This is a genomic window from Pseudomonas sp. gcc21 (assembly GCF_012844345.1).
Classification (GTDB): Bacteria; Pseudomonadota; Gammaproteobacteria; order Pseudomonadales; family Pseudomonadaceae; genus Halopseudomonas.
In genome coordinates this window covers 2,011,293-2,025,606 of record NZ_CP051625.1, presented here as the reverse complement: position 1 = coordinate 2,025,606, position 14,314 = coordinate 2,011,293, and the positions used below count along the sequence as shown (strand labels likewise).

Sequence of the window (14,314 nt, the reverse complement as noted above, 5' to 3'; positions counted from 1 at the left end):
CGCCCCTCCTACAGTTGGAGCGCTGGGTCTGTGATATAGCCTGAGCGCTGCCACGGCACATAACCCGTGGGAGTGTCGCCCTCGGCACGACGCTGGCCGACAGGCCAGCTTGTAGCAGGACTCAAATCAAATCCCCGCGTCGCCCAGCGTCCAGCCCGCTATTTCCCCTTCAACCGATAATTCACCTGTGCCCGACTCATGCCGATCAGTTGCGCGGCCGCGGTGACGTTGCCTGCGGTGCGTTTCATTGCTTGCGTCACCAGTAGCTGTTCGATCTCTTCGATGGACGTCTGGAGCTGTCCATCGGATCCGCTGAGAAACGCATTCAGCTGCTCAATCACCGGATGCAGCGCGCGCTGCTTGGGGTGCGTTTGGTCATTGAGGTCAGAATAGGGGAGCGGAGGAATAGTCAGTCTGCCCTCGGCGGTCAGGCCCAGAAGCGCGGGCTGATCTGTGAGATCGCCGTTGAGCGCGATATGATGCAGGTCCATCGCTTCGCCGTCCTCACAGCTGATGACGCCCCGCTCGATGAGGTTCTGCAGTTCTCGGATATTGCCTGGGAAAGGGTGGGTGAGCAGGGTATTCACCAGCTTGCTGGTAAAGCCGATCACGTTGCGCTCGTGACGCTGACAATAACGCCGCAGGAAGTGCTCCATCAGCTGCGGGATATCGTCGCGCCGGTCACGCAGGCTGGGTATCTGGATCGGATATACGTTCAGCCGGTAGAACAGATCCTCCCGGAATCGCCCGGCATTCACTTCATCGCGCAGCTGCACATTCGCGGCTGCGACCAGCCGTACATTCACTCGGATAGGCTTGTCTCCTCCAACGCGCTCGATCTCGCCTTCCTGCAGTGCGCGCAGGATCTTGCCCTGGGCATCCAGGCTCAACGAGGGGATCTCATCGAGAAATAGCGTGCCGCCGTTGGCGCGTTCAAAACGGCCGGACCGTGTGCGGTCCGCGCCGGTATAGGCGCCACGTTCCGCGCCGAACAGCTCGGCTTCAACCAGGTGTTCAGGCAACGATGCACAGTTCAGGGTGACCAGTGGGCCCTGGCTTCGGGGGCTGTGGTGATGCAGATACTGTGCGAACAGCTCCTTGCCCACCCCGGATTCGCCGGTAAGCAGCACCGTGGCCTGGGTGGGCGCGACACGTTGCAGCATCTTCTGCGCCGAGACGAAAGCCGCGGACGATCCGATCATGGTCTGGGCGTTCGTCTGCGCTTCCGATGTGCCGCTTTTCCGTGGTTCAGGCATGCCATGCACGATATGGCTGAAGAAAACATCTGTCTCGGGGTCGGAGGCATCACGCTCCATATCCGTCCACTGCTCGGCCGGCTTGCCGATGATGCGGCAGGCGGCGTGACCGTTTGCCCGGCATTCGACTTCTCTGAAAACCACCATTCGCCCCAGCAGGGCGGATGCATAACCGCTGGCAAAACCGGTCTGCATCCAGCACGCGCATTCGCTGCCTGGGCCGTGGTGGGTGAGATGCTCCTGAGCTTCCATGGAGTTGTGCCAGAACATCTCGGCGTAGAACTTCCCCGCGCTGCTGTCGATCTCGAAGCGAATCGGCTCCACATTCACCATGCCTTCCAGCATGTTCAGCCGCGGGCCGGCGGCGAACAGGCTGTCGTGGTCGCCTTCAGGCCATTGCGTGGCGACCTGTTCGGCGAGACGGGCGCCGGCGTGCCAGCCTGTGCGTGTGTAGATGCCTCTGGCTTTCTCCAGCCCGAGGCCATGAACAAGTTCTCTGCGGATCTGACCGAAGGCCGCGCCCTGCATAAGCATGTAGCGCCGTCCGAACAGCCAGATATTCCCTTGTCTGGGGGCGAAGGCAACGGTTTCAGCCAGTTGCCGGGCGCTGGGAAAGCCGGTACCGAACTGGCTGGACGAGTCGACCAGAAGATTTCTGCGGTTCGCCAGCAGTCGCTGGATCACCGCGTCTTCGGCGTACTCGGACTCGCCTGGCGGGGTCAATTTCATTGAATGAGATGCCTGGGGTGTGAAAGTTTGAGCACAGAATTATGCATCTTTGATGAAATTTATCCACTGAGCGGCCTGGGCTGGCCTGGATATTGAGGTCCATGAAATGGCCCTGCGGCGGATCGTCGCCTATTCTCCAAGTGGCATAAAACTTGAAATAGCTTGCCAATCCCCTTTGTTGACGCGCAGGTCTTTTCGACCTGTTCAGCCGTATTTCAGGGGCTCAGAACAGAGAGAGACTTTCATGACCAGCAAGCCTGCCTACCAGAAACTCGAACTACAGCCCATCGCCGGAACATGGCGCGAAGGACGGTCCGGGAGAAACCTGAATGTCACCGACCCATACACCGGCAAAACCCTGCTCAGCCTGCCGATGGCCACCCGCGACGACCTTGATGAGGCCTATCGCGCAGCGCAGAAGGCGCAAGTTGAATGGGCTGCAATGGGACCTACAACTCGGGGCCAGATCATGCGCCGGGCCGTCGAGATCTTTGATGAGCGCAAGGATGAGATTGTCAGCTGGCTGATCCGCGAAGCGGGTAGTACTCGCATCAAGGCCGAGATCGAGTGGGGCTCCGCGCGCGCTATAACGCTGGAGTCCGCGAGTCTGCCTGGCCGGGTTCATGGCCGGATTCTGCCCTCCGATGTGCCCGGCAAGGAAAGTCGTGTTTACCGCGCACCGCTTGGCGTGGTGGGGGTTATCAGTCCGTGGAATTTCCCGCTGCACCTGAGCGCCCGTTCGGTCTCGCCGGCGCTGGCGCTGGGTAATGCGGTGGTTATCAAGCCCGCCAGTGACACCCCGATCACCGGCGGGCTGCTGCTGGCGCATATCTTCGAGGAAGCCGGTTTGCCCCCTGGCGTGCTGAGCGTCGTAGTCGGCGCGGGTTCCGAGATCGGTGACGCCTTCGTCGAGCACCCGGTGCCGTCATTCATTTCCTTCACAGGCTCGACGCCGGTGGGCCGCAACATCGGTCGTATCGCCAGCGGTGGTGAACACCTCAAGCACGTTGCGCTGGAGTTGGGTGGCAACAGTCCCTTTGTGGTGCTGGCCGATGCCGACATAGATGCCGCAGTGAACGCCGCCGTCGTCGGCAAATTCCTGCACCAGGGCCAGATCTGCATGGCGATCAACCGCATCATTGTCGAGGCACCGCTGGTTGAAGAGTTCACCCGTCGCTACGTCGAGCGCGTCAAGTCGCTGAGCTACGGCGATCCGTCGAAGCCTGAAACAGTAGTCGGCCCGGTGATTAATGCCAAGCAACTGGACGGCCTCAAGACCAAGATCGCAACAGCGTTGGAAGAGGGCGCGACGCAGCTGGTCGGCAGCGAAGCGCAGGGCAACGTCCTGCCTCCCCATGTATTCGGCAACGTGACGCCGGATATGGAAATCGCCCGTGAAGAGATCTTCGGCCCTCTGGTCGGTATTCAGAGCGCCCGGGACGCCGATCACGCGCTCGAGCTGGCGAATAGCAGCGAGTACGGGCTCTCCAGTGCGGTGTTTACCCAGGACATATCCCGCGGCGTGCAGTTCGCGCAGGGCATCCGCGCGGGCATGACTCACGTAAACGATATGCCGGTGAACGACGAACCCAACGCGCCCTTTGGTGGCGAGAAGAATTCAGGGCTCGGACGTTTCAACGGTGATTGGGCGATCGAAGAGTTCACGACTGATCACTGGATCACCGTTCAACACTCGCCGCGCCGCTACCCCTTCTAGCCTAAGACCTGGCCCACCCAGGCGCAGGCTGAGAGATCGCAGCAATACAACATGAACATTGAATTTGGAGCATGAAATGTCATTTCCATTGAGCGGCGCGGCTGCGAAACGGATATTTGTCGCCGGAGTGGTATTCCCCTGTGCCGTGCTGGCCAGTGCGGCTCAAGCCCAGCAGGCGAGCCAGTGGGAGAGCGGCGAGCATCTGTACGAGAGGGTATGTGGCCATTGCCATAAACCCGAAGTAGGCGTGGGGCCGGTTCTTGAGGGTCGCGGACTGCCGGCAGTCTATCTCCAGGCGATTGTGCGCAACGGCTTCAATGCCATGCCCGCGTTCCCTGCGTCCTACATCGACGACGAATCCATCGCCAAGGTTGCTGAATACCTGTCGACGCTCCCTGCGCCGGCAGTTCAGCAGTGAGGAGCCTGTCATGAGCGTAAACCGTCGTTTTGTATTGAAAGGCATGGCGCTTGGCAGCGCCGCTGCTCTGACGCTGGGTGGTCCGGCTCAGGCCTTTGCCGGTCGTGCCGCTGCGCCCGTCGGCAGTGCGATCGCGATGCCGGCGTTGGTCCTGGTAAATGGCGGTGCAGCTGAAGCGGATTTCCTGCACGGTGCCGGGACCGCGCTTGGCTCGCAGATGCATGTTCAGCGAGTCGGAAGCGACCTTGCTTTCATAATGGATTTTGAACGCCAGCTTCGTAGTGCTCAGCCGATGCGGGTGATCGGGCTGCTGGATGATGCCTCTGCTGCGCTGGTTGTCGATGTGGCGCGCAGTGCAGGTGCGCGTATCCAGTGGTTGGGCCAGCACACCGCCGAAGACGGGCACTCGCGTCATCGCTTGCTGAATACCGATATAGCCGAAGGGTGTTCACGTCAGCTCGGGCGTCAGCTGCATGCATGTGGCGGGAGCTTCAGTGTCAGCGAGGAACGGCAGAACAGCGCCGCGCTGCCACGCCATTTAGCCGCCACGTCGCGCAAAGGCAACCAGTCCGGACAGTGGGCGAGCAGTGTTGGATACCTGCTGGCTTCGCTGGGCACGCGACAGTTCTCATCCCCGCGCGCGCCTGCTGCAAGCATGCCTGTCACCGGTAGCTACGTTTCTTTTTCGATCGAGGCCTGAAGGAGTCTGATCAATGTCTGAACAAAACAATGCTGTATTGCCCAAAGGGGTAGTGCAGGAGGAATTCAACAAGGCCGTCGAGAAGTTCCGCGCGCTGCTGGGCGAAGAAAACGTGCTGGTAAAGGCCGAGCAGCTGGTGCCCTATAACAAGATCATGATGCCGGTGGAAAATGCAGCGCATGCACCCTCGGCCGCGCTGACGGCAACCACCGTCGAGCAGATTCAGGGCGTGATGAAAATCTGTAACGAGCACAGCATACCGATCTGGACCATCTCTACAGGCCGCAACTTCGGCTACGGTTCAGCAGCCCCGGTTGCCCGTGGGCAGGTCATCCTTGATCTGAAAAAGATGAACAAGATCATCAATATCGACCCGGAAATGTGTACCGCGCTGGTTGAACCGGGCGTGACCTACGGGCAGCTGTACGAGTACATACAGAAAAACGACCTGCCGGTAATGTTGTCGTTCTCCGCGCCCTCGGCGATTGCCGGCCCTGTGGGCAATACCATGGACCGTGGCGTGGGTTACACCCCTTATGGTGAGCACTTCATGATGCAGTGCGGCATGGAAGTAGTCCTCGCCAATGGCGACGTCTATCGCACCGGTATGGGTGGCGTTGAGGGCAGTAATACCTGGCAGATCTTCAAATGGGGATACGGGCCGACGCTGGATGGCATGTTCACCCAGGCCAACTATGGGATCACCACCAAGATGGGCTTCTGGCTGATGCCCAAGCCGCCGGTCTTCAAGCCCTTCGAAGTCATCTTCGACAAGGAAGAGGACATCGTAGAAATCGTCGACATTCTGCGTCCGCTGCGCATGTCCGGCACTATCCCCAATTCGGTGGTGATCGCTAACGTCTTGTGGGAAGCCGGCAGCGCGCACCTGACCCGTGCGCAGTACACCACTGAACCGGGTCATACACCCGATGACGTGCTGCAGAAGATGCAGGACGATACCGGCATGGGTGCCTGGAACCTTTACGCTGCGCTATACGGCACCCAGGAACAGGTTGATGTGGACTGGAAGATCGTCACTGACGCGTTCAAGAAACTCGGCAAGGGGCGTATCGTGACCCAGGAAGAGGCCGGCGACACCCAGCCCTTCAAATACCGCGCAGAGCTGATGTCCGGTGTGCCGAATCTTCAGGAGTTTGGCCTGTACAACTGGCGCGGTGGCGGCGGCTCTATGTGGTTCGCACCCGTCAGTGAGGCGCGCGGCAGTGAGTGCAGAAAACAGGCTGCCATGGCCAAGGAGATTCTGCACAAGCACGGTCTAGACTATGTCGCGGAGTTCATCGTCGCGCCACGTGATATGCACCACGTCATCGACGTGCTGTACGACCGCACCAACGAGGAAGAGACCAAGCGCGCGGACGCCTGCTTCAACGAGCTGCTGGATGAGTTCGAGAAGGAAGGCTATGCGGTGTATCGCGTGAATACGCGTTTCCAGGAGCGTGTTGCGCGCAGCTACGGTCCTGTGAAGCGGGACGTGGAGCACGCCATCAAGCGCGCCCTGGATCCGAATAATATTCTCGCGCCGGGCCGCTCGGGTATCGATCTGGATACCTACAAGAAGGCCTGATCTTTGGATCAGTGCAGTAGTGAAAAAGGCAGCCTCAGGGCTGCCTTTTTCGTACGTCTTGCCAACGGGAGACCTAACGTCGTTCCAGCAGCACGCCTGATTCCATATGGTGTGTATAAGGAAACTGATCGAACAATGCACTGCGGGTAATGCGGTGCGTTGCGTTCAGTTCTTCCAGGTTGGCGGCGAGGGTCTCGGGGTTGCATGAGATATACAGGATGCGCTTATAACCCTTCACCAGTTCCAGCGTGGCAGGATCAAGACCGGCACGCGGCGGGTCGACGAATACCGTCCCAAAGTTGAAGTCGTTCAGTTCGATGCCGCGCAGACGGCGAAATTCGCGTACGCCGGTCAGCGCCTCGGTGACCTCTTCACTGGCCAGACGCACCAGGGTTACGTTCTCGACTCCGTTGGCTTCCATGTTAGCCACAGCCGAATGCACCGAACGCTTGGCCAGTTCCGTCGCCATGACCCGGCGGAAGCAGGTAGACAGCGGAAGGGTGAAGTTACCGTTGCCGCAATAGAGTTCAAGCAGGTCGTCATCGTTCTGGCCAGCGGCTTCAACGGCCCAGCTCAACATGTGCTGATTTACCTGGCCGTTGGGCTGGGTGAAGCCGCCCTCAACCTGCTGATAGCGCCAGGTGCGGCCGGCTACGCTGAGCGCTTCCTGCACGTAGTCGCGCTGCAAAACGCGCTTGCGCCCGCGGCTGCGTCCGATCAGCAGAATCCCGAGCTCTTCAGCAAGCCGCTGTGCTGACACATCCCATTGCTCATCGATGGGCCGGTGATAGCAAAGGGTGATCAGTGCTTCGTTGGTGAGCGTGGTGAGGAACTCGACCTGGAAGAGTTTCTTGCCAAGCACCGGGTCGGCCGTGCAGGCTTCCAGCAGCGGGCCCATCAATTCATTGATCCGTTTGCTGGCGATCGGCAGCTGGTCAATCAGGATCGGTCTACGGTTGTCACCCTGCTCGAACATGGCGTAGTGCGGAACGCCACTTTCATACCACAGGCGAAACTCTGCACGCAGCCGGAAATGCTCCAGCGGAGAGGTGAACACCTGGGGTTCAGGTGCCGCGAAAGGCGCGAGCAGGTCAACCAGGCGCTGACGCTTGGCGGCGAGCTGCTCGTCGTAATTGGCCGGATCAAATTGCAGGCCCATCAGCTGAACAACGCGAGTTTGATGACGAACAGACCGGCCAGTGCATACAGGCTGAGATTCAGATCCCGATGCCGTCCGGCTAGCAGTTTGATCGCGACCCAGGCGATAAAGCCGAGGGCGATACCGTTGGCGATGGAGAAGGTCAGCGGCATCACCAGAGCGGTGATCACGACTGGCGCGGCTTCGGTCAGATCTTCCCAGTCAACCTGTACCAGGCCGCCAGTCATCAATACAGCGACAAAGAGCAAAGCCGGTGCGGTTGCAAAAGCTGGAACGGCACCTGCCAAGGGCGAAAAGAACAGGCAGAGCAGGAACAGCAGAGCGACAACGCAGGCCGTCATACCGGTACGGCCGCCAACCGCCGTCCCGGCTGTTGATTCGACATAGCTGGTAGTGGTTGATGTACCGAGCACCGAGCCGGCCATGGTGGCCGTGCTGTCCGCCATCAGTGCGCGGCCGAGGCGCGGCAGGTTACCCTTTTCGTCAACCAGCCCGGCGCGTTGCGCCACGCCGATAAGCGTTCCCGATGTATCGAACAGATCCACAAACAGAAAGGCAAAAATGACGCTGACCAGGCCGATATCCAGCGCGCCGCGCAGATCCAGTTCCATGAACGTAGGCGCCAGGCTGGGTGGTGCTGACATCAAGCCGCTGGTTTCGGAAAGTCCGGAGAGCAGACTGATGCCGGTTATGAACAAGATTCCGATCATTACCGCGCCGGTGACCTTGCGGTAGGACAGTGCAACGATGATTGCGAAGCCCAGTGCAGCCAATAGTGGCGCTGGCTGGCCAAGATCGCCAAGCGTGACGAGCGTAGCCGGATGGTCAACCACGAAGCCTGCATTTTTCAGCGCGATCAATGCCAGAAATAGCCCGATACCGGCTGCGATCGCTGAACGTAGCGGCATTGGAATGCTGTTGATGATCCATTCACGGACCTTGAAGATGCTCAGCAGGAAGAACAGAAAGCCGGAGATAAATACCGCGCCAAGCGCGACCTGCCAGCTGTAGCCCATGGAGCCAACGACGGTATAGCTGAAGAATGCGTTCAGCCCCATGCCCGGTGCGAGCGCAATCGGGTAGTTGGCCCAGAGACCCATGATCAGCGAGCCAATCGCTGCGGCCAGACAGGTCGCCACGAAGGCGGCGCCCGGATCAATACCGGCGTCGGCCATCATCATCGGGTTGACGAAGACGATGTACGCCATGGTCAGGAAGGTGGTTACGCCGGCGAGGATTTCAGTGCGAACCGTGGTGCCGTGGGCTTTGAGGTGGAACAGCTTTTCCAGCATGGGATGTCTCGGTTAGGTGGGGCCGAAAACGCGGCATTTTATCCTAGTTGGATGCGATACAGAAACAAAACGGCCGGTTGAGCAGCCTGGCTGTCTGGATTTCGGGTGCTGCACGGTGATTCCTGCGCTTCACCGGCGGGTGAATTCGAATGCGGATTATGTCAGGCTTTACGGCTAATCAACCGGCGGAGACAGCCATGAGCAACGAAATCAATACCGACGAACAGCGTGTCAGCTATGGCATAGGCCGCCAGATGGGCGATCAACTGGTATCCAGCGGCATCCCGGATCTGGATATCAATCTGGTGCTCGCCGGCCTGCGTGACGCGTTCAATCAGCAGCCCAGCCCGGTCGATGAAGAGACCATGCAGACTGCGTTCCAGGGTTTACAGCAAAAGATGGCTGTCGTGGCAGAAGAGGCGGCTCGCGCCGCTGGTCAGGCCGGGGCGGATTATCTGCAGCAGAACGCACAACGGGAAGGCGTCGTCACGCTGCCTTCCGGTCTGCAATATGAGGTCATCAACGAAGGCACTGGTGCTACGCCGGATGCCAGCTCAACAGTGCAGACGCATTACGAAGGCACCTTGATCAGTGGTGAAGTCTTCGACAGCTCCTACAAGCGTGGTCAGCCAGCCGAATTCCCGGTAGGTGGTGTCATTGCAGGGTGGACCGAGGCGCTGCAGCTGATGAAAGAAGGGGCGAAGTGGCGCTTGTACATTCCTTCCGAGCTGGCGTACGGCGCGCGCGCTGCGGGCAGCATTCCGCCGCACAGCACGCTGGTGTTTGATATTGAACTGTTGAAGGTGCTCTGAGGGATGTGGCGGGGATGATGATGCGGTGGTTGAACCGCGCTGAATCCCCTCTAGCCCCCTTTTTTTCAAAGAGGGGGCTGTCCGTGCAGCGGTGATTCGTATGAGTGTCTGACGGATCAGTATGCTGTGCGGAGACGGGGCGAGGCTTAGTACTTCCGGTCAACGGCGAAGCGTGCAAGTTGCTCCAGAGCGTCCTTGAATTCGGATTCAGGCAGGACTTGCAGCAGCTCGACAGCTTCTTCGCTCATCTTGCGGGCCAGCTTTTCCGTATATTCAAGCGCGCCGCTTGCGCGTACTGCTGCTTGAATCGCTTCGATTTCGTCCGCACCGCCTTTTTGAATCGCTTTTCTGACCAGCTGCGCCTGCGCTTCGGTGCCTTCGCGCATGGTGTAGATCAGGGGGAGGGTGGGCTTCCCTTCGGCCAGATCATCGCCCACGTTCTTGCCCATGGCTTCCGCGTCTCCGCTGTAGTCCAGCAAATCATCGATCAACTGGAAAGCGATACCCAGAGCGTCTCCATAGCGACGCAGGGCTTCTGTCTGTGCGGCGGATGCGCCGGCGAGCATGGCGCCGGTATGGGATGAGGCCTCGAACAGCATTGCAGTCTTGCTGCGAATGACCTTCATATAGGTTGCTTCGTCGGTGTTGGCGTCGCGCACCTTGGTCAGTTGTAATACTTCGCCTTCGGCAACCACATTAGTAGCGTTGGCCAATACCCGCATGATTTCCATATCGCCCATCTCGACCATGAGCTCGAAGGCGCGGGTAAACAGGAAGTCACCGACCAGAACGCTCGGCGCATTGCCCCAAAGCGCATTCGCAGTAGAGCGGCCACGTCGCAGATCGGAGGTATCAACAACGTCGTCATGCAGCAGCGTGGCGGTATGCAGAAACTCAATGATGGTAGCCAGGCTATGCTGGCGGGGATCTTTCATGCCGCAGGCGCGCGCCGACAACAGGACTACCAGGGGCCGCAGGCGCTTGCCACCGGCGCTGATGATATAGCTGCCGATCTTTTCCACCAGCGGGACACGTGACTGCAACTGACGCATTATCAGTTGATTGACGGCTTCAAAATCTTCCGTGACCGCAGTGTAAAAAGGCAGGGTTGTCATTGACTGCACGCTTTGTGGTGTGTTGCGCGGCATGCTAGGCGGCAGGCTTTGTGCTGTCAAGAAAAGCGGCTGGGAATGGGGGTTCTGGCGTCACCCGTTGCGTTTGAAAATGCGTAACAAACACGGCAGGATGTGCGACGAGCTCCTTTTGGCGAGCAGCTTTTATAGTTGCGTCATGGATGTGCCGATGGATGTTGGATTCGAGGCAAAGCCTGTGCATGCGTGACTGCTATTACCGGCGTCTTCTCCAGGTAAGGTAAAGCTTGCCCGCAGCGTCGCATTTGCGTAGAATCCCCGCCCCTGAAAACCCGATTTACAGCATCCCTGTTTTGACAATGGCAAGGTCGGGCCCGATAGGCGGGTTCACTTGCAGCCATGCCGGCCACTAACGATTATACCCAAGCGCCGGGTGAGCAGGATTACGGAGAAAGCAACATGTACGCAGTGATTGTTACCGGTGGCAAGCAGTACAAAGTCGCCGAAGGTGAATACCTCAGAGTCGAAAAGCTGGAAGGCGAAACCGGTGCAACTATCGAGTTCGACCGCGTATTGCTGGTAGGTAACGGTGACGACGTCAAGATTGGTGCGCCGGTTGTTGATGGTGCCAAGGTGACTGCCGAGATCAACTCCCACGGTCGTGGCGATAAGGTCCGCATCATCAAGTTCCGCCGTCGTAAGCATCACATGAAGCGTCAGGGCCACCGTCAGTGGTTCACCGAAATCAAAATTACCGGCATCTCTGCCTAAGCCCATAGAGGAGATAGTTACCCATGGCACACAAAAAAGCAGGCGGTTCCACGCGCAATGGTCGCGATTCAGAATCCAAACGCCTTGGCGTTAAAATGTACGGCGGTCAGTCCATCATTCCTGGCAATATCATTGTTCGCCAGCGTGGCACTGAATTCCATCCCGGCAAGAACGTCGGCATGGGCAAGGATCACACCCTGTTTGCTAAAGCGGCTGGCGTGATCAAGTTCGAAGTGAAGGGCAAATTCGGTCGTCGCTACGTGAATGTCGTAGAAGCCTGATATAGCTCTGGTTCGAAAAAGCCCTGTCTTGCGACGGGGCTTTTTTGTTTGTAGCTTGATTCCTTAATTCCACCCATCCCGTCAGGGAGGGAGCAAGATGAAATTTGTTGATGAGGTATCCATCACGGTCAAGGCCGGGGATGGGGGTAATGGTTGCATGAGCTTCCGCCGGGAAAAATTCATTCCCAAGGGCGGGCCTGACGGTGGTGATGGTGGGGATGGCGGTTCGATCTATCTAGAGGTCGCGGACAACTGCAACACTCTGGTCGATTATCGCTATACCCGCCGCTTCAATGCCAAGCGCGGCGAGAACGGCCGGGGGAGCGATTGTACCGGTGCCAAGGGTGAGGACATGGTTCTCCCCGTGCCGATCGGTACCACGGTCATCGATGCCGGCACCCAGGAAATCATTGGTGATCTGACCGAGCCCGGCCAGCGGCTGCTGGTGGCGCAGGGTGGTTTTCACGGGCTGGGCAACACGCGTTACAAATCCAGTGTGAATCGTGCTCCGCGCCAGACCAGTCAGGGCAGTCTCGGTGAGCAGCGTGATCTCAAGCTTGAGCTCAAGGTGCTGGCTGACGTGGGCTTGCTCGGTTTGCCTAATGCGGGCAAGAGTACACTGATTCGGGCTGTCTCTGCAGCAAAGCCAAAGGTCGCGGATTATCCCTTCACCACCATGGTGCCAAACCTGGGTGTGGTGGATGTTGGCCGTATGCGCAGTTTCGTAATCGCTGACATCCCGGGCGTTATTGCCGGAGCGGCGGAAGGTGCGGGCCTGGGTACGCGTTTCCTCAAGCATCTGTCGCGTACCCGGCTGTTGTTGCATCTGGTTGATATGGCGCCTATGGATCAGAGTGATCCGGTTGAAGCCGTGGAGACAATCATCCATGAGCTTGGTAAGTTCAGTCCTTCGCTGACGCTACGCGAGCGGTGGCTGGTGTTGAACAAGGCTGACCAGCTTCTGGAAGACGAGCAGCAGGCAATTCTTGATGATGTTGTCGAGCGTCTGGAGTGGGAAGGTCCGGTGTTCGTGATTTCCGCTGCGGAGCGTCAGGGTACTGAAGAGCTGGCCAAAGCCGTCATGAACTGGCTGGATGAGCGGACGCGTCGCCTGGAAGACGACGAGGAATATGTCGCAGAGATGGCCGAGCTGGACAAGGCGATCGAAGAGGAAGCGCGCGCTCATATTCAGTCCCTTGACGACCGGCGTGCTCTGCGCAAGCAGGGTCTCAAGGCGCGTGAGGATGAAGATGACGACGATGATGATGAAGACGACGAGGACGGGGCGGAAATCATCTACGTGCGTTAATTTGGAAGCTGCTTCGGCAGCTTCTTCTCTGTTCACAACGGAAAAAGCAGCATGCGACAGAAGGTAGCCGACGCGCGACGTTGGGTGGTCAAGATTGGAAGTGCCTTGTTGACTGGCGATGGTCGAGGTCTCGACCAGAACGCCATGGCGGTCTGGGTCGATCAGCTGGTCGCCTTGCGCAAGAATGGGGCGGAGCTGGTGCTGGTGTCCTCGGGCGCAGTAGCGGCAGGTATGAGCCGTCTGGGCTGGACTGAGCGGCCGCGTACAATCCACCAAATGCAGGCTGCGGCGGCAATTGGTCAGATGGGGTTGGTGCAGGCATGGGAGTCGAGCTTTCAGGCGCACGGTCTGTCGACCGCTCAGGTGCTGCTGACGCATGATGACTTGTCGGATCGCAAGCGCTATCTCAACGCCCGTAGCACGTTGCGCGCCCTGCTGGATCTGGGCGTAATTCCTGTGATCAACGAAAACGACACCGTTGTCACCGACGAAATCCGTTTCGGTGACAACGACACGCTTGGCGCCCTGGTGACCAATCTGGTTGAGGCGGATCTGCTGGTCATTCTGACTGATCGCGACGGGCTTTTTACTGCTGATCCGAGCGCGGATCCCAGTGCTCAGCTGATCGCAGAGGCGATGGCCGATGATCCCAAGCTGGACGCCATGGCAGGTGGCAGTGCTGGCGCGCTCGGGCGTGGCGGCATGCAGACCAAGTTGCGTGCTGCGCGGCTGGCAGCGCGCTCCGGTGCCGGTACCGTTATCGTGGGCGGGCGCATTGAACGTGTAATAGAGCGTCTGCAGGCGGGTGAGGAGCTGGGTACTCTGCTGCGTCCGGAAAAAGGCATGCTGGCTGCGCGTAAGCAGTGGTTAGCCGGGCATCTTCAGACCCGTGGCCGTCTATTGATCGACGAGGGCGCGGTTGCTGCGCTGACGTCGGGGCGGCGGAGTTTGCTGCCGGTGGGTGTTATGGCGGTAGAGGGTAACTTCCGTCGGGGTGAGATGGTGGTATGCGTCGGGCCGGATGGCCGCGAGGTCGCCCGAGGGTTGGTCAATTACAGTTCTCAGGATGCTGCCAGGATCATTGGTCAGTGCACGGACTCGGTGCAGCAGCTTCTCGGTTATATCGACGAGCCTGAATTGGTCCATCGGGATAACCTGGTGCTGGTATAGGCGGGCATACCAAGGGTAAGCCGC

The 14,314-nt window shown here is 59.1% G+C and carries 13 protein-coding genes; 9 read left to right on the top strand and 4 right to left on the bottom strand.

Translation table 11 applies throughout. The annotated features are described in order from the left end of the window. Window positions 1–158 precede the first annotated feature (158 nt). The gene (locus HG264_RS09295; RefSeq protein WP_169407396.1) at window positions 159–1,985 is read right to left on the bottom strand and encodes a sigma-54-dependent Fis family transcriptional regulator; all 1,827 of its coding nucleotides are present in this window, start codon (window positions 1,983–1,985) and stop codon (window positions 159–161) included. A gap of 244 nt (window positions 1,986–2,229) precedes the next feature. On the opposite strand from HG264_RS09295, the gene pchA reads away from it, so the two are divergent. From pchA to HG264_RS09275, 4 genes are all read left to right on the top strand, one after another. Beyond that, window positions 2,230–3,702 (top strand): 4-hydroxybenzaldehyde dehydrogenase, encoded by a 1,473-nt coding sequence (pchA, locus tag HG264_RS09290; RefSeq protein ID WP_169407395.1) that lies wholly within the window; start codon window positions 2,230–2,232, stop codon window positions 3,700–3,702. A gap of 76 nt (window positions 3,703–3,778) precedes the next feature. Beyond that, window positions 3,779–4,120: a cytochrome c gene (locus HG264_RS09285; RefSeq protein WP_169407394.1), complete on the top strand. Its 342-nt coding sequence runs from the start codon at window positions 3,779–3,781 to the stop codon at window positions 4,118–4,120. 10 nt (window positions 4,121–4,130) lie between these two features. Further along, window positions 4,131–4,820: a hypothetical protein gene (locus HG264_RS09280; RefSeq protein ID WP_169407393.1), complete on the top strand. Its 690-nt coding sequence runs from the start codon at window positions 4,131–4,133 to the stop codon at window positions 4,818–4,820. 13 nt (window positions 4,821–4,833) lie between these two features. Next, window positions 4,834–6,405, top strand: a complete 1,572-nt coding sequence (locus tag HG264_RS09275; RefSeq protein ID WP_169407392.1) for an FAD-binding oxidoreductase — start codon at window positions 4,834–4,836, stop codon at window positions 6,403–6,405. Between the two features lie 73 nt (window positions 6,406–6,478). On the opposite strand, the gene trmA is transcribed toward HG264_RS09275, so the two are convergent. After that, window positions 6,479–7,564 carry a tRNA (uridine(54)-C5)-methyltransferase TrmA gene (gene trmA, locus HG264_RS09270; protein WP_169407391.1) on the bottom strand — a complete coding sequence of 362 codons (1,086 nt, stop codon included), beginning with the start codon at window positions 7,562–7,564 and terminating at the stop codon, window positions 6,479–6,481. Further along, window positions 7,564–8,856 (bottom strand): NCS2 family permease, encoded by a 1,293-nt coding sequence (locus HG264_RS09265; RefSeq protein WP_169407390.1) that lies wholly within the window; start codon window positions 8,854–8,856, stop codon window positions 7,564–7,566. Before HG264_RS09265 ends, trmA begins: the two co-directional genes overlap by 1 nt. A 197-nt stretch (window positions 8,857–9,053) precedes the next feature. Between HG264_RS09265 and HG264_RS09260 the strand changes: the two genes are divergently transcribed. Continuing rightward, window positions 9,054–9,668, top strand: a complete 615-nt coding sequence (locus HG264_RS09260) for an FKBP-type peptidyl-prolyl cis-trans isomerase (RefSeq protein ID WP_169407389.1) — start codon at window positions 9,054–9,056, stop codon at window positions 9,666–9,668. Window positions 9,669–9,814: 146 nt separating this feature from the next. Here the strand turns inward: HG264_RS09260 and HG264_RS09255 are convergent, their stop codons facing one another. Further along, entirely contained in the window at window positions 9,815–10,783 is a 969-nt protein-coding gene (locus HG264_RS09255; RefSeq protein ID WP_169407388.1) for a polyprenyl synthetase family protein, read from the bottom strand. A 435-nt stretch (window positions 10,784–11,218) separates the two neighbouring features. Between HG264_RS09255 and rplU the strand changes: the two genes are divergently transcribed. The 4 genes from rplU (at window position 11,219) to proB (ending at window position 14,290) form a co-directional block, all read left to right on the top strand. Continuing rightward, window positions 11,219–11,530 carry a 50S ribosomal protein L21 gene (rplU, locus tag HG264_RS09250; protein ID WP_169407387.1) on the top strand — a complete coding sequence of 104 codons (312 nt, stop codon included), beginning with the start codon at window positions 11,219–11,221 and terminating at the stop codon, window positions 11,528–11,530. A gap of 23 nt (window positions 11,531–11,553) precedes the next feature. Continuing rightward, on the top strand, window positions 11,554–11,811 hold the full coding sequence (gene rpmA, locus HG264_RS09245) for a 50S ribosomal protein L27 (protein WP_096345154.1): 258 nt from the start codon (window positions 11,554–11,556) through the stop codon (window positions 11,809–11,811). A gap of 97 nt (window positions 11,812–11,908) precedes the next feature. Beyond that, window positions 11,909–13,120 (top strand): Obg family GTPase CgtA, encoded by a 1,212-nt coding sequence (gene cgtA, locus HG264_RS09240; protein WP_169407386.1) that lies wholly within the window; start codon window positions 11,909–11,911, stop codon window positions 13,118–13,120. A gap of 51 nt (window positions 13,121–13,171) precedes the next feature. Continuing rightward, complete coding sequence (proB, locus tag HG264_RS09235; protein WP_169407385.1) at window positions 13,172–14,290, top strand: glutamate 5-kinase; 1,119 nt, start codon at window positions 13,172–13,174, stop codon at window positions 14,288–14,290. The last annotated feature ends 24 nt before the right edge of the window (window positions 14,291–14,314 follow it).